General features: G+C 67.3%; 17 protein-coding genes. 7 read left to right on the top strand and 10 right to left on the bottom strand.

Translation table 11 applies throughout. From position 1 onward, the window contains the following. Positions 1–96 precede the first annotated feature (96 nt). The 4 genes from ACW6W5_RS12545 to ACW6W5_RS12560 all read right to left on the bottom strand — a co-directional run bounded on the left by ACW6W5_RS12545 (position 97) and on the right by ACW6W5_RS12560 (position 4519). Positions 97–1041, bottom strand: a complete 945-nt coding sequence (locus tag ACW6W5_RS12545) for a DegV family protein (protein ID WP_152152208.1) — start codon at positions 1039–1041, stop codon at positions 97–99. Positions 1042–1130: 89 nt separating this feature from the next. Further along, positions 1131–1763, bottom strand: a complete 633-nt coding sequence (locus ACW6W5_RS12550) for a 2-hydroxychromene-2-carboxylate isomerase (RefSeq protein WP_121039723.1) — start codon at positions 1761–1763, stop codon at positions 1131–1133. A 72-nt stretch (positions 1764–1835) separates the two neighbouring features. Then, positions 1836–3098: an amidohydrolase family protein gene (locus ACW6W5_RS12555; RefSeq protein ID WP_428999827.1), complete on the bottom strand. Its 1263-nt coding sequence runs from the start codon at positions 3096–3098 to the stop codon at positions 1836–1838. A gap of 14 nt (positions 3099–3112) precedes the next feature. Continuing rightward, positions 3113–4519 (bottom strand): amidohydrolase, encoded by a 1407-nt coding sequence (locus ACW6W5_RS12560; protein ID WP_121039717.1) that lies wholly within the window; start codon positions 4517–4519, stop codon positions 3113–3115. A gap of 492 nt (positions 4520–5011) precedes the next feature. Here ACW6W5_RS12560 and ACW6W5_RS12565 point away from each other — a divergent pair, with 492 nt between their 5' ends. The 4 genes from ACW6W5_RS12565 to ACW6W5_RS12580 all read left to right on the top strand — a co-directional run bounded on the left by ACW6W5_RS12565 (position 5012) and on the right by ACW6W5_RS12580 (position 10332). Then, positions 5012–8353, top strand: coding sequence for an autotransporter domain-containing protein (locus ACW6W5_RS12565; RefSeq protein WP_428999826.1), 3342 nt, complete (start codon positions 5012–5014; stop codon positions 8351–8353). Between the two features lie 169 nt (positions 8354–8522). Beyond that, entirely contained in the window at positions 8523–8897 is a 375-nt protein-coding gene (locus tag ACW6W5_RS12570) for a hypothetical protein (RefSeq protein ID WP_121039711.1), read from the top strand. A gap of 68 nt (positions 8898–8965) precedes the next feature. Continuing rightward, positions 8966–9742, top strand: a complete 777-nt coding sequence (locus ACW6W5_RS12575) for an AMP nucleosidase (protein WP_088432404.1) — start codon at positions 8966–8968, stop codon at positions 9740–9742. A gap of 50 nt (positions 9743–9792) precedes the next feature. Next, entirely contained in the window at positions 9793–10332 is a 540-nt protein-coding gene (locus ACW6W5_RS12580; RefSeq protein ID WP_152152200.1) for a DUF924 family protein, read from the top strand. Between the two features lie 82 nt (positions 10333–10414). Here ACW6W5_RS12580 and grxD read toward each other — a convergent pair whose 3' ends face one another. Continuing rightward, positions 10415–11341: a Grx4 family monothiol glutaredoxin gene (gene grxD / locus ACW6W5_RS12585; protein WP_121039705.1), complete on the bottom strand. Its 927-nt coding sequence runs from the start codon at positions 11339–11341 to the stop codon at positions 10415–10417. Positions 11342–11399: 58 nt separating this feature from the next. On the opposite strand from grxD, the gene ACW6W5_RS12590 reads away from it, so the two are divergent. Next, positions 11400–12176 (top strand): polysaccharide deacetylase family protein, encoded by a 777-nt coding sequence (locus ACW6W5_RS12590; RefSeq protein WP_121039702.1) that lies wholly within the window; start codon positions 11400–11402, stop codon positions 12174–12176. A 30-nt stretch (positions 12177–12206) separates the two neighbouring features. On the opposite strand, the gene ACW6W5_RS12595 is transcribed toward ACW6W5_RS12590, so the two are convergent. From ACW6W5_RS12595 to ACW6W5_RS12615, 5 genes are all read right to left on the bottom strand, one after another. Next, positions 12207–12530: a hypothetical protein gene (locus ACW6W5_RS12595; protein ID WP_121039699.1), complete on the bottom strand. Its 324-nt coding sequence runs from the start codon at positions 12528–12530 to the stop codon at positions 12207–12209. A gap of 33 nt (positions 12531–12563) precedes the next feature. Then, a complete protein-coding gene (locus ACW6W5_RS12600) occupies positions 12564–12929 on the bottom strand; it encodes a hypothetical protein (RefSeq protein WP_121039696.1) in 366 nt (121 codons plus the stop codon). A 67-nt stretch (positions 12930–12996) separates the two neighbouring features. Next, positions 12997–13680: a class I SAM-dependent methyltransferase gene (locus tag ACW6W5_RS12605; RefSeq protein ID WP_193222785.1), complete on the bottom strand. Its 684-nt coding sequence runs from the start codon at positions 13678–13680 to the stop codon at positions 12997–12999. A 17-nt stretch (positions 13681–13697) separates the two neighbouring features. Then, complete coding sequence (locus tag ACW6W5_RS12610) at positions 13698–14318, bottom strand: SGNH/GDSL hydrolase family protein (RefSeq protein WP_152152197.1); 621 nt, start codon at positions 14316–14318, stop codon at positions 13698–13700. After that, positions 14318–15592, bottom strand: a complete 1275-nt coding sequence (locus ACW6W5_RS12615; protein ID WP_152152195.1) for a pyridoxal phosphate-dependent aminotransferase — start codon at positions 15590–15592, stop codon at positions 14318–14320. Before ACW6W5_RS12615 ends, ACW6W5_RS12610 begins: the two co-directional genes overlap by 1 nt. A 184-nt stretch (positions 15593–15776) precedes the next feature. On the opposite strand from ACW6W5_RS12615, the gene rsgA reads away from it, so the two are divergent. Next, positions 15777–16874 carry a ribosome small subunit-dependent GTPase A gene (gene rsgA, locus ACW6W5_RS12620; protein WP_428999825.1) on the top strand — a complete coding sequence of 366 codons (1098 nt, stop codon included), beginning with the start codon at positions 15777–15779 and terminating at the stop codon, positions 16872–16874. Between the two features lie 31 nt (positions 16875–16905). Next, positions 16906–18147 (top strand): flavohemoglobin expression-modulating QEGLA motif protein, encoded by a 1242-nt coding sequence (locus ACW6W5_RS12625; protein WP_152152193.1) that lies wholly within the window; start codon positions 16906–16908, stop codon positions 18145–18147. Positions 18148–18319: the final 172 nt, after the last annotated feature.

An 18319-nucleotide genomic window follows, 5' to 3' on the forward strand; every position in this document is an offset into this window, starting at 1 on the left:
TGCGGCAAGGCTGGCAGAGACGCGGTGCAATCCGCGTGCAGAACCAGCGGCCGTGCCCGGATCGTGGCATGGCCGCTGCGATGCTGACCAGTGCGCTCAGCCGCTGAAGGTATGTGGGCCGTCGGCGAAGCCGATCGTCACCGCGCCCTTGCCCACGTTGACCATGCCGGTCAGGCTCATCACCGCCTCGAACACATCCACGCCATGCGCCTGGCACGTCTCGCGCAGCGCGGTATAACCGGGCAGGGCCTGCAGGTCGGCCAGCTCACCGCCGTAACTGATGCACACCGTTGGCGTCATCAGGCCTGTCTTGACGCGCTGCCCGACGAAATCGAACAGCTTCTGCACGGCGTTGTCGAAGCCCTTGATCTTGGCCACCGGGCCGGTCTCGCCGCGGTAGCCATGCAGCACCGGCTTGATGTCCAGCGCGCTGCCCAGCGCCGCGCTGATCAGGCCCACGCTGCGGTCGCCCTTGTGCCGTGCGCGGGCGCGCATGTAGTACAGATCACGGGTGATCATGTAGCCGTGCACGTTGTGCGCCAGCAGCTCCAGCCGCTCGCGGATCTGCTGCACGCTTGCACCGCTGTCGCGCAGGCGCACCGCTTCCACCGCGGTCACGCCCTGGGCGGCGAACAGGTTCTGGGTATCGAGCACGCGCAGCGCGAACGGCGAGTTGAAGCCTGCCGCCTGCCGCACCGGCTTGTAGTCGTTGAGGATCGCGAAGCTGGCCTGCATCGCGTTGTCGTGGATCGGGCTGCGGGTCTTGGTGATCGTCATGCAGAACACATGGTCGTAATCGATCACCAGCTTGCCCAGGAACAGGTCCCGGATCTGGTTGACGCTGAACGGAATGGTCTCCGCTTCGGCGCCGTGCTCGGCCACATGGGCATGCAGAAAGCTCAGTGTCGCCTGTTCGTCGCGATGGTCGGCCAGCACGGCCTCGCCGATGCGGACGGTGATCGGCAGCAGCACGATGTTGTGATGTTCAATGAAATCCTGCGGCAGATCGCACGCAGAGTCGACCACGATTCCGATGCGCATCCTGTGCCCCTCCGGCAGGTTGTAGGTTCGGAAACGTGAACGCTATCGCAAAACGGCTCGCCTTGCCTGACCGGGGAGCCGACCCGGGCTCAACGGCTGCGTTCCACGGCCACCGGCAGGTGCTGGATCCGCGCCCATTCGCCCGTCTCGAGCAGGCCTGGATCGGCCAGCACCGCCTGCATCAGCGGGTGGGCATCGTTGCCCCAGAACAGTTCGCTGCCGATCGCCAGCGTCGGGACGCCGAACACGCCGGCCGCCAAGGCGGCATCCGTATTGCGGCGTAGCGCTTCCTTGACCGACGGCTCGCTGATCGCCGCGGCAACATCGGCGATGTCCAGCATCGCGCCGGGCAGGGCGAGCGCGGCCGCACTGTCACCGGCGTGGCCGTCGCGCCAGATCCAGTTGAACAGGAGGTCGACCGTCTCGTGAGTGGCCCCGGCGGCCAGGCACAGGCGCAGGGCAGCCAGTGGATTGAACGGGTGGCCCGGCGGAAAGCGCAGCGTCACCCCGGCGCTGCGGGCCTGCCACAGCGCCTGCCGATAGGTGAACAGCCGTTTGGCGGGAATCTCGGCCGGGCCCAGATTGCCCAGGTGGTGCAGCACCGCGCCGAAGGCGATCGGCACCGGGACAATACTCTTGAACTGCGGCAGGGCCTTGAGCTGCTGCCAGTGCAGGTAAGCGAACGGTGAGACGAAATCGAAATACCAACGCAGGGCCATGATCGGGTGCTCACGTTGCGGACGGTAGTGCCGCCGGATGCAGGGCCGCCGCAGGCAGCGGCCCTGTGCAGGGACTCAGCGCGAGTATGCGCGCGGTTCGCTCGACGCCGGCGCCTGGTAGCGGTCGCGCAGCTCGGTCTGGCGCGACCGCATCGGCATCGCGCGGCCGCCCAGCCAGACCTGCTCGGCGTAATGCCCGACATCCAGCGGATCGCCTTCCCACAGCACCAGATCGGCCAGCTTGCCCGGCTCGATGGTGCCAAGCCGGTCGCCGACGCCCAGCGCCTGCGCCGGCACCCGGGTCAGGCCCGCCAGGCCATCCTCCCAGGGCAACCCGTTGGCCACTGCATTGCCGGCCAGCTGGCGCATCTTGCGCGCGTTGTGCGAGGCATCATCGCGCTGGGCGAAGCTGACCGGCACGCCGGCCGCATTCAGTCGCGCCGCGTTCTGCAGGGTCGCGCCGAGCTGGTCGAAGCTGCTAGGCAGATTGCCCAGCCCATCCACGAACACCGGCACGCCGGCCTGGGCCAGCTGCGGGGCAAGACGCCACGCCTCGGCACCGCCGGCGATCGCGATCTTGACCTTCTCGCGGGCGGCCCAGCGCAGCAGCTGACGAATATCGGCCGCGCGGTCGACCTGCACCACGATCCGGCCGTGGCCGGCCAGGTAGCGCGCCAGCGTGGCGCGTCCGGCAGGTGTGAGCAGGGCATGCGGAGAGTCTGCGGGCACGCGGCCACGCGCCTCGCTGACCATCTGTTCCAGCAGCATCCACTGCCCGGCACGCGAGGTGCCGGTCAACTCTGCGCCGGACGCACCGAGGCGGATGAACAGCGCCTGCGGACCGACCGGGTCGGCGCTGCCGTCCAGCCGCATCACGCCGCCCTGGCCGGCGATGAAGCCGCCGCCGGTGTTCGCCCCGAGCAGGGTGAAGCCGATGCCATCCAGCCGCGCCACCGGGATCAGCACCGAGTCCGGATTGAAGGCCAGGGTGACGTCGAATTCCGGGCGCAGCGGCTGGTCTTCCAGTTTGAGCGTGCTGTCGACCGTGGCCGATTCGCCGGACACTTCTTCGATACCAATGTCGGTGATGCCGCCGAACAACGCCGGGGTAAGCGGCTTGCCTGCGGCCTCCACCACGGCGACGCCGGCCGGCGCCGACAGGCCAGGACCGACGGCGCGGATCACGCCGCCCTGGATCAGCACATCGCTGTGTTCCAGGCTGCCGCGTGCGGCGGCGGTGTGCACGGTGGCGTTGCGGATCAGCAGATCCTGCGCGAACAACGCCGGTGCGATGCAGGCACCGGCGAGCAACAGCAGAGCCTGCGGAAGCAGGCGCATGGCGACGCGGCGGCTCATGGGCGTGCCTCCTGGCCGAGCATGAAGTCCGACAGCGGCTGCCGCCTCACGTCCTGGCGGTCATAGACCTGATGGCCATCGACGTAGACCTTTTCGGCCAGCGCGTAGGAACTGAAGGGGCTCCCGTTCCAGACCACCACATCCCCCATCTTGCCGGCCTCCAGGCTGCCGGTCTGCTTCTCCACGCCCAGCGAGCGCGCGGCGTTGGAGGTGAGCCACATCATGGCGCGCTCCGGGGCGATCTCGATGCCGGCGCGGCGTGCGTTGGCGATCACCTTGGCCGCTTCCTGGTTCAGGCGCTGGATGCCCTCAGGGGAATCGGAATGCACGATCGCGCAGCTGTTGGCCGGTCGGTCGACCAGGGCGATGTTGTCCTGGATCCCATCGAACGCTTCCATCTTGAAGCCCCACCAGTCGGCCCACAGCGCACCGCACACGCCTTCCTCGGCGAGCCGGTCGGCCAGTTTGTAGGCCTCCACCGCGTGGTGGAACGCGGCGATCTTGAAGCCGAATTCCTTGGAGAGATCCAGCATCGTGGCCATCTCATCGGCGCGGTAGCAATGGATGTGCACGCGGATGTCGCCCTGGATGGCGCCGGCCAGCGTATCCAGTTTGAGATCGCGCTTGCCGCCACTGTCACCGGCGCTGTCGCCCTTGTCATCGCCGCTGAACCAGCGCTTCTTCTTCGGCTGCTTGGGGGTGTTCTTGGCGATGTATTCGCTGGCATCGATGAAGGCCGCGCGGTAACCGGCGACATTGCCCATGCGCGTGCCCGGCGCGGTGCCCTTGCCGCCGTAGACGCGCTTGGGGTTCTCGCCGCAGGCCATTTTCAGGCCCCACGGCGCGCCGGGAAACTTCATGGCCTGGTAGGTCGTTGCGGGGACGTTCTTCAACGTCACCCCGCGGCCGCCGACCAGGTTGGCCGAGCCGGGCAGCACCTGCATCGAGGTCACGCCGCCGGCCAGTGCCGCGGCAAAGCCGGGGTCCTGCGGCCACACCGAGTGTTCGGCCCAGACATTGGCGGTGACCGGCGCGGTCATCTCGTTGCCGTCGCTGTGCGCGCTGACGCCCGGGCTGGGATACACGCCCAGGTGCGAGTGCACATCGATGATGCCGGGGGTGACCCACTTGCCCTGGCCGTCGACGCGGACCGCATCGGCCGGTGCACTCAGGCCGGTGCCGACCGCTGCGATGCGGCCGCCCCGCAACAGCACATCGGCGTTGTCCAGGCGCACGCCGGTGCCGGTGAGCACCGTGGCGTTGCTGATCAGCACCGGCGCCGAGGCGATCGGTGCGTAGGTGCTGGGGTAGGGATCCTGGAGGAAACGCGACGCGGCGGGCGCCGGCGCGGACACGATCGACATCAATGCCAGGCCAACGCCGACGCTCAACAACTTCTGCATGGTTCTCCCCCAAGCCGCATGGACACAATTCTTCGACGCTATCCGGGACGCGGGTGCTTTGCCAAGTGACCTTTTGCATAGTTTTAGCAAATGAGACCTAGCACTGTTACGAGAAGCAATTGTGAACTTTTCATGAACTTTTCGGGTAGGCTCAAAGAGAGCGTTGGGCCGACCTGCACCGGCGGCAACGTGGTGGTGTCCACCTAGTTTCAGACCCTGTACCTAGAACCAGATCAAGGAAGTTTCCTGTTCATGACTCTGCACTCGAAGTCCCGCGCGGCCTCTCGTCGCCTGTCGCCGACCCTGCTGGCCTCGGCCATCACCGGCACCCTTTTCGCCGCCATCGTCGCCCCGGCCATGGCCAGTCCCGCCAGCGATGTCCTGGACCGTTACCAGCAGCAGCGCGCCGAGCAGGCCGCGGTAGGCCGCAATCAGCAGAGCACCTCGCTCGCGGCCATGTTCGCCGCACCGATCGGCGCTCCTGGCCAGAACATGTCCCTTCCCAGTCCGCGCGTCAGCGCCGAGGCCGCCAGCCCTATCCTGGGCAAGCCGGGTGATGTGGCAAGTTGGCATAGCGATGAATTCAACGCCGATTGGGGCTTGGCTGCGATGGGGGCCGATTACGCCTACGCACGTGGGCTGACCGGTCAGGGCGTGCGCCTGGGGGTGTTCGATTCGGGCTCTGCTCTTGCCCATGACGAGTTCGCCGGGCGCAACACCTCCAGCATCACCATCGGCAACGGCGGCTGCGCCGACCCGAGCATCGTGGCCGGCGAAGGTGCCTGCGGCAGCACCCGCGGCGAACAGCCCGGGTACAACTACTACGGCCTGGGGCCCGGCGTGCCTCCAGCGCTTGCCGACCGCCTGATCGCCGCGGGCCAGCCATATGGTTTCAGCTACGCCGACCACGGCACGCACGTGCTGGGGACCGTGGGTGCAAACCGCGATGGCACCGGAATGCATGGTGTGGCATTTGGTGCCAACCTGACGGCAGCCCGTGTCTTCGGCGATACGTATTACGAATGGCGCCTTGACCCGGACAACTTCTACAGGCCACGTGCGCTGTATCGCACGGACCCGGATGATGTGGCGACACTGGACATGTACGCACAAGCCGAGGCACAGGGCGTGCGCGTTCTCAACCACAGCTGGGGCATCTCGACCCGGCACGCGACGGTAGGCAGTCTGGACACGCAGTACGCTGCAATCGGTGCGGACTACGGTGTTTACGGCAGTATCTATGGTGAGACGGAGGGTGCATCGGGTTCCAAGCTGATCCAGGTATGGTCGGCAGGCAACTCAGCCGGGGGCATGGCCGGCATCACGGCAGCATTGCCGCGCTGGAACCCTGAGATCGAGCCGTACTGGCTGGCCGTTGCGAACGTCCGTCGCCCCACTGTTGGGGAAACGGACTACGTCATTGATGCCAGTTCCAGCATCTGCGGTGCTGCTGCCAACTGGTGCCTGTCCGCGCCGGGTACCAACATCGCCAGCACCATTGTGTCCGGCGAGATCAACGGTCGCATGGAGCTGACCGAGGACTACCTGCGTTTCTTGATCGAAAGCGAAGCGCCCGAATATACCTACGGCTACAAGACCGGTACCTCGATGGCGGCACCCCATATCACGGGTGCGCTTGGTCTGCTGATGGAGCGCTTCCCGTACCTGGACAACGCGCAGGTACGCGACGTGTTGTTGACCACCGCGCGTGATCTGGGCGCGCCGGGCGTGGATGCGATCTACGGTTGGGGCATGGTCGATCTGAAGACCGCCATCGAAGGCTACGGCATGCTGCGCGTGGACACCGACGTGGTCATGAACCAGAAGGCCGGCGGCCTGAAGGTGTGGGAAGGCGATGCATGGGACGACTGGACCAATGACATCGGCGGCCCGGGCAAGCTGACCAAGTCCGGCATCGGCTGGCTGCGTCTGAGCGGCGACAACCGCTTCAACGGCGCCATCGTGCGTGACGGCATGCTGGAGCTGGACGGCGCCAACGCACTGACAGGGTCGGTCGACGTGCAGGGCGGCCAGTTCCTGCTCAACGGCAGCCTGGTGTCCACCACGCTCAACAGCCTGGGGGGCAGCAGCGTGATCTCCACCACCGGCGTGCTCGAGGGTTCGGCACTCAATGTGACCGGTGGTTCGGTCACCTTCAATGGCCTGCAGCAGGACGCCGGCACCACCGTCGGCAGCGGCGGCAGCTTCGTGCTCAATGGCCGTCTGGTCGACAGTACGCTGACCTCGGCCGGCACCACTGGTGTCAATGCCGGTGCGCTGCTGGACGGGTCAGACCTGCTCGTCACCGCCGGCACCGTGTCCTTCAACGGCGTGCAGCAGGATGGCTCGACCGTGGTCGGCGCAAAGGGCACGCTGAAGGGCGTGGGTACGCTGGGCAGCACGCGCGTCGAGGGCATCATCGCGCCGGGCAACTCGATCGGCACGCTGACCATCAACGGCGATTATGTGCAGACCGCCAGTGGCGTCTACCAGGCCGAGCTGGCCCCGGGCAGCCGCAGCGATCTGCTGCGCGTCACCGGCACCGCCACGCTGGATGGCACCTTGAAGGCCCTGCCGGAAGCCGGCGTGTACTACCTCGGCGAGCAGTTCAACTTCCTGCAGGCCGCCGGTGGCATCAACGGCCAGTTCGCCACGACCGACTTCTCGGCCTTCTCGCCGTTCCTGACGTTCAGTCTGGGCTACAGCGCCAATGGCCTGCGCATCGACGTCGCCCGCGGCAACGCACTGTCCAGCGCCGCGGTCACGCCGAACCAGATCGCCGTGGCCACCAGCGCCGATGGCCTGGCCATCAACCAGGGCCTGCCCAAGCCGCTGACCCAGCTGTTCCCGGCCCAGGTTGGTGCGGCACTGGATGCGCTGAGTGGTGAGCTCCATGCCGCCACGCCGATGGCGCTGGTGGAAAGCAGCCGCTACCTGCGTGATGCGGCGCTGAGCCGTGCCGTGGGCGCGCGCTCGCCCGGCGCCGCTGATGAGGCCGCCGGTGGCGGGGCGTGGGTGCAGGCGATCGGCGGCAGCGGCAAGCTCGATGGCGATGCCAATGCCGCGCGCACCGATTCCAACAGCAACGGTCTGCTGGTCGGTGCCGATCATGTGTTCGGCGGGGGTTGGCAGGTCGGCGGGCTGGTCGGTACCGGCCGGACCGACATCAAGCAGGCGGCCGGTCGCGGCGCCCGTTCGGAGATCGACAACACCCACTTTGGCGCCTACGTGGGCAACCAGTGGGGGGCGTTCGGTCTGCGCGCCGGTCTGGGTTATTCCCGTCATGACGTGGACAGCAAGCGTCAGCTGACGTTTGCCGGCTACCAGGACGCGCTGTCGGCCACGTACGACGCCACCACCCGCCAGGGCTTCATCGAAGGCGCGTACCGCTTTGGTGGGCGCGAAGCTGGCCTGGAGCCGTACCTGCAGTTCGCGCGCGTTGAAGTGGACGTGGACCGCATCTCCGAACAGGGCGGCGCTGCGGCACTGAACGGCCAGGTCGCCGACACCCGCACCAACGTGGCGACCGCCGGTGTTCGCTTTGACAAGGGCCTGAAGACGTCCTGGCAGCAGGAAAGCTGGCTGCACGTCCGCGGTGGCCTCGGCTACCGTCGTGCCTCCGGTGACCGCAGCCAGGTCGCCGATCTGGCCTGGACGGGCGGCAGCAGCTTTGCTGTCAGCGGTGCGGCGATCGCCGACAACGCCGTGGTGGCCGAGCTCGGCCTGTCGGCCTGGCTGAGCCCGCGCAACCAGCTGGAACTGGGTTACAACGGCACCTTCGGTGATGACGCCCGCGACCGCAGCGTCACCGCGCGCTGGTCCGTGCAGTTCTGACCCAGCGCTACCGGTAAACGGAAAAAGGCGGCCATTGGCCGCCTTTTTCTTGCCCGCCGCTGCAAGATCGCGATCGCCACTTGCGCCGCGATCGTCCAACGTGGAATGGTCGGACTGGCGCGGCTCGCGTAGGTCACCCGTGCGACCCTGCATTCACAAGGAAGTGTCGATGAACGTAACCGAAGGCTTTGATCGCAAGCACGCCAGGCATTACTACCTGTTGCTCGTCGTTCTGGCGTTCGCGTCCGGCCTCATGCTGGTGGCCGGATTCTTCGAGCAGTCGCCCAGCGGGCTGCCCAAAGAAGCGCGCATCCTCCTCGCAGCACTCTCCCTGCTGACGGCCACCGCCAGCTACCTGGTGATCAAACGGATCCAGTACGCCTTTCCGTTGGTCGGCATATCGTCCATATCCTTTGCCGCCTCGCTCTGGGCCTTTGGTGCGCCGACGGCCCTTGTCCTGCTGCTTGCCATACCGGCCGCCGTGCTTTTGCTGGCCTGCCTTGTCCTCAAGGGCAGGGCCGATGGGATCGACCACCCCGATTGAGCGGCAACGCTCGACGCCGCCCGGCTGGTCTCGCAGAATTGTCGCCTGTCGTTTGTCGGAACAGCCCCATGAAAACCAAACAGGACATCGTCGAAAACTGGCTGCCGCGGTACACCGGCGTGCCCCTGGAGCAGTTCGGGCAGCACATCCTGCTGACCAACTTCGGTGGCTACCTGCATACGTTTTCCCAGCTGACCGGCGCCCCCATCCAGGGCGCTGACCGGCCGATGGCCAGCGTCACCAGCGACGACATCACCCTGATCAACTTCGGCATGGGCAGCCCGAACGCGGCCATCATCATGGACCTGCTGTCGGCGGTGATGCCCAAGGCGGTGCTGTTTCTGGGCAAGTGCGGTGGGCTCAAGCGCAAAAACCAGCTGGGCGACCTGATCCTGCCCATCGCTGCAATCCGCGGCGAGGGCACTTCCAGCGACTACCTGCCGCCGGAAGTCCCGGCCCTGCCGGCCTTTGCGCTGCAGCGGGCAGTCTCGACCATGGTCCGCGACCTCGGCCACGATTACTGGACCGGCACCGTCTACACCACCAATCGTCGGGTCTGGGAGCACGACGAGGCCTTCAAGGAGAAGCTGCGGGTGATGCGCTGCATGGCCATCGACATGGAGACGGCGACCCTGTTCGCGGCCGGTTTTGCGAACCACATCCCGATCGGGGCCTTGCTGTTGGTGTCCGACCAGCCGATGATTCCCGACGGCGTGAAGACCGAGGTCTCCGATGCCAAGGTCAGCTCACAGTTCGTCGAGAACCATATCCAGATCGGTATCGAGGCGCTTAAGCTGATACGGCGCAACGGCAAGTCGGTCCGCCACCTGCGTTTTGACGAGTAACGGCAATGGAACGGGTGAGCGTCTTGGGGCGCCACCTACAGGGGTAGTAAATGGACGTGGCGGCACAAGTAGTGGAATTCTGGCGCGACGCTGGACCGCAGCAGTGGTTCACGCGCGATGACGCGTTCGACGCGCGCTTCCGCCAGCAGTTCCAGGAAGAACATTTCGCTGCCGCCCGCCGCGCCCGCGAGCATTGGCTGAGCAGCGCCGAAGGCGCGCTCGCACTGATGATCCTGCTCGATCAGTTCCCGCGCAATTGTTTCCGCGATACGGCGCATTCCTATGCCACCGATGGCCTGGCGCGACACTACGCCATGCGTGCGGTAGAGGAAGGACTGGACCTGCAGCTGGTGCCCAAGCTGCGGGCCTTCATCTACCTGCCGTTCGAACACTCCGAGGATCCGCAGGACCAGGAGCGTTCGGTGGCGATGTTCGATGCGCTGGGCGACAAGGAATACCTGCAGTTCGCCGAACTGCATCGCGACATCATCCGCCGCTTTGGCCGTTTCCCGCACCGTAATGCGGTGCTGGGGCGGATGCCGACGCCGGAGGAGCTGGATTACCTGGCCGAAGGTGGGTTTGCGGGTTGACCGGTGGATGGACGCCACCGGCGCCACGAACAAAAAAACGCCGGCAATGCCGGCGTTTTTCTTTCCCGCAACGTGCTGAAGATCAGTACTTCGGCACGCCGTTGTCCACCTCGTTCGACCAGGCGTCGATGCCGCCGGTGATGTTGGACACCTTGGTGAAGCCCAGGGCGCGGAACTGCTCGGCGGCCTGTGCGCTGCGGCCACCGTGGTGGCACAGGAAGGCCAGCGCGGTGTCCTTGGGCAAGGCTTCCAGGCGGGCGCGGTTGTCGCCATCGAAGGTCTCGAACGGCGCGTTGATCGCCGCGATCGCACGTTCGTCGGCCGGGCGCACGTCGACCACGGTGATGCTGCCGGCACGCAGCTGGTCGTCGGCGTCGCGCACGCTCAGTTCCTGCACGGCCTTGGGCGCGTTCGGGTTGTCGATCGCCAGGCCCTTGCCGCGGATGTCGTCGACCCAGTCGATGGTGATGCCTTCAGCGCGGCGGGCGCTGGCCAGATCGAACTGAACGCGCAGGCCGTTGGACTCGGCGGCGATCGCGTTGTCATCGTGCGGGGCCAGCTGGAAGTTCGGCTGGAAGCGCGCGTCGATGCCCAGCTGCAACGAGGCACCCGGGGAATCGGCCAGCGCGCCACGCAGCATTTCCACGGCGGCCGGGGTCACGGTGATGCGCGGCGGGGTGCGGTCCGGTGCGGCCAGGCCCAGCACGCTGCTCAGCTCACCGTTGCCGGCCATCTGCAGGATGATGTCGCTGCCACCGATCAGCTCGCCATCGATGTACAGCTGCGGAATGGTCGGCCACTCGCCATAGGCTTTGATGCCTTCGCGGATGTCGGCGTCGGCGAGCACGTTGACGTGGTCGAACTCCACCCCGAGGTCCTGCAGGGCGCCGACGGCTTTTGCCGAGAAACCGCACTGCGGCATGCTCGGCTGACCCTTCATGAACAGCACGACGCGGTTGGCGTTGAGAATGGATTCGATGCGCGAGCGCAGGGCGGGATCAAGGGACATGACGGTCAGGGTCCGGATATGCGAACCGCCTATTCTACGCGGCATGGCATCATGGGGCATGACCGTACCGGAAACGTTGTATCGCATTCCCCGTCGCCCCTGGCGCTGGCTGCCGTGGCTGGTGCTGTCGCAGCTGCTGGTGGTGCTGGTCTGGGCCGCCTGGGGCTGGCGCTACGGCCTGCCGCTGATGGTGGCGACCCATGCCCTGTTCATGGTGCCGGTGTTCCTCCCCAACAGCCGCTTCTACGCCCCCGTGCTCAGCCGCCTGCCCGGCGATGCCCGCAAGGTCTGGCTGACCATCGATGATGGCCCGTCGGCGGACACCCCGGCGGTGCTCGATCTGCTGGACCGCTACGAGGCCAGGGCGACCTTTTTCCTGGTCGGTGAACGCGCGCAGGCGCAGCCGGACCTGGTCCGCGCGATGCTGGCCCGCGGGCACAGCCTGGGCAACCACAGCCACCGCCACCCGCAAGCGCGTTTCTGGCGGCTGGGGCGACAGGCCATGGCCGCGGAGATCGCGCAATGCCAGCAGGCCCTCACCGCAATCGCCGGCACGCCACCGCGCTGGTACCGCTCGGTGGTCGGGATGACCAATCCATTCGTGGCCCCTGCGTTGAAACAGTGGCAGCTGACCCGGGTCGGCTGGAGCGCGCGCGGTTTCGACGGGGTGGAGTGCAGGCCCGATCAGGTGGTCGAACGGATCACCCGTGATCTGGCGCCGGGCAGTATCGTGCTGCTGCACGAGGGCGCCGCTCATGGCCACAACCTGGCCATCATCGAGGCGGTGCTGCAGGCGGTGCAGGCACGTGGCCTGCACGCGGGTCTGCCGGACTGACGCCAGCTCGGTACCCGGCGCAGGCCGGGATCAGCTCAGCGAGCCGATGATCATCAGCAGCACCACACCGAGGATGCTGCCGATCGAGATCACCAGGCCGAGGATCGCAAACACACGGCGGCGGTCTGCCTGCAATGCACCGGCCACGCCCAGGCCGAAGGCCACCAGCTGCATCAGCGCGGTGCACATCAGGCTGAGGCCGACCAGGATCGCCGACATCGAGGTCTCCTCCATGCCGCCGGGGGTCGTGGTTTCGATAACGCCGGCCACGACGATCAGGCCCAGCATCAACACGGCACCGCACAGGGCGGTAATGAACGCGGCAATACCCATGCCGGAATGAGGGGGGTGCATCAGGGCTCCTTGTCGATGCGATGAAACGGGGAATCAGGGGGCGAGGGGCTGCGCGGCCGCGGCGTCTGTTGGCGGATGCGAGGCATGCCACTGGTCGCGGATCCAACCGCCCAGCGACAGCTGTGCGATCAGTAGACCCAGCGTCACCAGCAGCGCGATGATGCCGAACAGGCGGCGCCGGCGCGGCTGCAGCACGCTGCCCAGGCCGAGCAGCAGGGCCAGGATGGCCAGGCCGACACTGCTGCCGAGCAGCGCCGCCAGCGACCACGGCAGCTCGCGCATGGCCGCGTGTTCGGGCGCATGCGCGTAATGCATGCTCAGCAGCAGCATCACCAGGCCACAGGCGCTGACGATCAGCGCGGCGATGCCCAGCGCGGAATGTCGAGTCTGTCTTTGCATGGGCGGCTCCGTGCCGGAAAGGGGGGCGAGTATGCGCGCGTGCGGTCGGCGGCGCGAGCCACGGCGACTACGCAGCGAGCGGACGATCGCCGACGATCAGCCAGTTGTTGAACGGGGTATTGCCGTACAGCGGTGTCATCCGCAGGTGCAGCCCGGCGGTTTCCAGCGGGGTGTGCAGGCTCTCGGCGTCGAGGTAGTGGCGTGGGCGCGTGCCCATCCAGCCCACCAGATGCGCGAGCATGTCGGTGATCCGCGTGGCGTGGTCGCGGCCACTGTGGTCAGCCAACGTGGTGCGGATCACCAGCCGCGCCCCGGGGGCCACGCGCGCGGCGGCATCGTGCAGCAGTTGCGCCTGCGCGGGCGCGGGCAGGTACTGCAGCACGTCCAGCAACGCGACGTTGCCGAGGTGGGCGGGCAGGGCGGCACTGGCATCCATGCAGGTGAACCGTGCCTGTGGCAGCGCGGCGCGGGCGCTGGCCTGTTCGGCGCGGGCGACCTTGCCGGCGTCGATGTCCAGGCCGTGATACGGCAATACATTGCCATGCTCGCGCAGCACGTGGGCCAGCAGCCCGAGGCCGCAGCCGATATCCAGCAAGGGCACGGCAGGGGCATCGTTCAATGCGCCGAGCACGCCGGGATACAGTGGATCGCTGCCGAGTTTGCCGCGGCTGTAGTAATAATCGCGACGGTTGCCGAACCACTGTGCCGGCAGGAACGCCGTGGCGATCCGGCGGGCCTGCTCCCTGCCCAGCGGCAGCGCGGCCTCGCTCAGCGGGTCGGCTCCGCCCACAGCACGCGCGTCACTTCGAACGCGCGCTGGTGCCACAGCGTGTACATCGCGGCGGACGGATGCAGACCATCTTCGGCCAGCATGACGCTCTCGCCGCCCAGCTGGCGGCTCAGGTCCGTGATGTCGACAAAGGCCACGTCATGCTCGGCGCAGATCGCTGCAGCGGCAGCGTTGTAGGCATCCAGTTCCTGCCCGATCTGCACGCGGTCGCGGCCGGACGCCATGGCATAGGGGGTCACGCCCCAGTCCGGTATCGACAGGACCAGCACGCGCGGTGCACGGTCGCCGGCGAAGGCGAGCGCGCGCTGCAGCAGGGCGGTGAAACGCGGGCGGTACTCGTCCACGCTGCGCCCGCGATACTGATCGTTGACCCCGATCAGCAGACTCACCAGCTCGAAGGGACCCTGCGGTGCGTCGGCGTCGATGCCGGCCTCAAGCTCATCGGTGGTCCAGCCGGTGGTGGCGATGATGCTCGGGTCATCCACAGCCACGCCGATATCGCGCAGGGCCGCGGCCAACTGCATCGGCCAGCGCCCGGCCGGCTCGACACCTTCGCCGATCGTGTAGGAATCGCCCAGCGCCAGGTACGGCAGGCCCATCAGGCCACCGCGCTGCGCGGCTTGAGCGGCACCACCTTGGTGTTGGCCTCGGCACGGCGTGCCAGGGCTCGGTCGATGCGGGCGAACACATCGCGCATCACCTCCGGCTCGGGCAGCAGCGTCACGCGGAAGTGGTGGCGGTAAGGCACGTTGAAGCTCGAGCCCGGGACCACCAGTACGCCTTCTTCGTTCATCAGTTCCAGCGCGAAATCATGGTCATCGAAGCTGCGTGCCGCCGCACCGACCACCGCCGGGAATGCGTACAGCGCGCCGGCCGGAGCCACCAGCGACAGATGCTCGCTGGCGTTGCAGGCCTCGATCACCGCGCGGCGGGTTTCATACAGACGGCCACCGGGTGCGCACAGCGGCGAGATGGTGTCCGGCCCGTTGACCGCCACATCGATGGCGTACTGGCCCGGCACGTTGGCGCACAGGCGCAGCGCGCTGAGCAGGTCCATCGCCGCACGGAACTCGCCCAGCCGTTCGGCCGCGCCGGACAGCATCGCCCAGCCCACGCGCCAGCCACAGGCGCGATGCACCTTGCTCAGGCCGCTGAAGGTGATGCACGGGTGGTCGCCGGCCAGTGGCGCGACCGCATGGAACTGCGCATCGTCGTAGAGGATCTGGTCGTAGATCTCATCGACCATCAGCAGCAGGTTGTGCTTGGCGGCGATGGCGACGATGCGCTCCAGCAGCTCGCGCGAGTAGCTGGCGCCGCTGGGGTTGTTCGGGTTGATCAGCACGATCGCGCGGGTGCGCGAGGACACCAGCGCCTCGATCTCGACCGGGTCGGGCTGGAAGCCGTTCTCCGGTGCGCAGCGGTAATACACCGGGCGGCCATCGTTGAGGATCGTCGCGGCCGACCACAGCGGGTAATCCGGCGAGGGCACCAGCACTTCGTCGCCCGGGTTGAGCAGAGCGCGCAGCGACAGGTCGATCAGCTCGCTGACGCCATTGCCGATGAATACGCGGTCCGGGTGCGCATCGGGTGCACCGCGCCGGGCGTAGGCGGCGGCGATGGCTTCGCGCGCCTCCGGCAGGCCCTGCTGGTGGGTGTACGGATCGGTGCGGCCCATGTCATCGGCGATCGCACGCTGCAGGTGCTCCGGCGCCCGGAACCCGAAGTTGCCCGGGTTGCCGATGTTGAGCTTGATCAGCTTGCGGCCCTGGGCCTCCAGCTCCCGCGCTCGTCGCGCCAGTTCGCCCCGGATCTCGTAGCGGACTTCGGACAGGCGCTCGCGGGTGGCGAGCGGCTTCAGCGGGGGCGTGGACATGAACGGGCCGTCATTCAGGCATGGAAACCGCATGGTAGCGGAATTGTTGCGTTGCAGGGCAAGCGTTTCCGGCCCAACGCCCGGCCCTGCAAGGCAGTTGCAGATGAAAGGATTTCCGTCCGTCCACGCCTGCGCCGGTCCCCTGCGGCGACGCCTGGTGGCCACACCCTTTAGAATGGGCACGATGAGCGAACCCACTGATTACCTTGCCCTGCAGACCATTGGCTGGCCTTGGCCGGGCGGCCCCGAACTGCCGGCTTGGCAGGCCCTGTTCGAGCAGTTCCCGCAGGCACGCCCGGGCCGAGTGATCGAGCAGCATCGCACCGGGTACATCGTCTCCGATGCGCCGGAAGCGGCGATCAAGACCGAGTCCCCGCCGGAATGGCAGCGCCCACGCTTCCCCAGCCACGAGCGCGCGGCGGTCGGCGACTGGGTGCTGCTGGAGGGCATCAAGATCGTTGCCCTGCTGCCGCGGCGCACCGCGATCAAGCGCGGCGCGGCCGGCGAGCATTACCACCAGCAGGTGATCGCGGCCAACATCGATACGGTGTTCATCGTCTGCGGGCTGGATGCGGACTTCAATCCGCGCCGGATCGAGCGCTACCTGCTGCTGGTCGGCGGGGGCGGTGCACAGCCGGTGGTGGTGCTGACCAAGGCCGACCAGACCGAGTACAGCCAGGATGCTCTGGACGTGCTGGAAGAACTGGCGGCGCAGAACATTCCGCTGCTGGCGATCAACGGCAAGGACCCGGCCAGCGCCTCGGCCCTGTTGCCGTGGCTCGCCGCTGGCCAGACCGTGGTACTGGTCGGCTCCTCCGGTGCGGGCAAGTCGACCCTCACCAATACGCTGCTTGGGCATGAGCGCATGAAGACGGCCGATGTGCGCGTCAACGACTCGCGCGGCCGCCACACCACCACCCACCGTGCACTGATTCCGTTGCCGGCCGGGGCCTGCCTGATCGATACACCCGGTATGCGCGAGCTCAAGCCGACCGGCGAGGAGGCCCTGAGCGAAGGCGGCTTCTCCGACGTGGAAGCCCTGTCGGCGCAGTGCCGCTTCCGCGACTGCGCCCACCAGCGTGAGCCGGGCTGTGCGATCCGTGCGGCCATCGATGACGGCACGCTGGATGAAGAGCGCCTGCTCAACTACTTCAAGCTGAAGGAAGAAGTCGCCGCCGCCGCCGCCAAACTGGCCGTGCGCCAGGCGCAGCAGGCCATCGAGCGCAAGCACGTCGGCAAGGGTGCGCAGTGGCGCCCGGGCGGAAAGGGCGGCCGGCGATAGCTTTTGCTACTGTCCGTCCATGGACACGCCAATGACCGTGGATCGTGACGTTGCCCACCACACCGCGCTCGACGCACAACTGGTCGAGGCGGTAGGCGGGATCAAACTGCTGGGACTGACCAGCTGGCCGGCCGCGCTGCAGGCGCCGTTCCTGGCCAGCGTCGCCCGCGGTCAGCCGGTGCTGCCGCAGGTCGACTACCCCAAGCTCGATTTCACCGATACCCGCCATCGGCTGGCCGCGATCAGCGCGCAATGCGATCCCGACCATCCCATCGGCCTGTACGTGCAGCGCTCGGCGCACAGCTGGGACCAGGCCGCCGGCCTGCTGGAATCGTTGGGCACCGCCGAGGTGGATCGTTACTCGGTGGAGCTGTTCGGCGCGCCCGAGCAGCCGCTGCCGGGCAACGGCCCCAGCACCCGCGATGCCGCCCGCCACTTCATCCAGATCGCGCAGGAACTGGACCACGAGTTGCTCGCGCCGGAAGAACAGGTGCCGGTCTCGGCCACCGCGCTGCAACTGCAGCTGCAGAGTGATCTGGATGCGTTCTTTGAGTCACGCATCATCAGCGTCCAGCTGGATCCCGACCTGATCTCCAAGGCGGCGGCCGGCCCGAACCGGATCCGCCTGCGCACCAGTGCACGCTTCAGTGCCTACGACCGTGCGCAGCTGTTCCACCACGAGGCGCTGGTGCATTCGCTGACTGCACTCAACGGCCGCGAGCAGCCGCACCTGCCCAGCCTGGCGCTGTCCTCGCCGCGGGTCACCGCCACCCAGGAAGGGCTGGCGACCTTTGCCGAGCAGATCACCGGCAGCATCGACATCGAGCGCCTCAAGCGCATCAGCCTGCGCACCGAAGCCATCGCCATGGCGCGCGAAGGGGCCGATTTCATCGAGGTGTTCCGCTACTTCTGCGAGGCCGGCCAGAACAACGAAGAGAGCTTCGCCTCCGCCCAGCGCGTGTTCCGCGGGGTACCCCCGGGCGGCGGCGCGGCCTTCACCAAGGACACGGTGTATCTGCGCGGGCTGGTCTCCGTGCATACCTTCTTCCGCCACATGCTCGCCGAAGACCGCCTGCAGGTCTGCCGCTGGCTGTTCGCCGGCAAGATGTCGCTGACCGACGCGATCGCCTTCGCCCCCTTGTTTGAAGAAGGCATCCTGCGCCCGCCGCGCTGGCTGCCGCATTGGGTCAGCCGCGCGAACGGATTGGCCGGCATGCTCGCATTCTCACTGTTCGCCAACCGCATCCGCATGGATCAGCTCGCCCCAGAGTAGTGCCGGCCGCTGGCCGGCTGCCTCGCGCTCCCTCCGCGCGCTCCCATGCGTTAGTGAGCACTGCATCGCAATTCATCTGCGATGACCCGCATCGTAAAGATCCTTTCATCTTCCGCTCGCATGCTGGTCATGCACCTGCGTTGCGCAGGTCATCTTCCCCCATGTAACGGAC

The sequence above is a fragment of the Stenotrophomonas sp. IS26 genome (genome assembly GCF_054188265.1).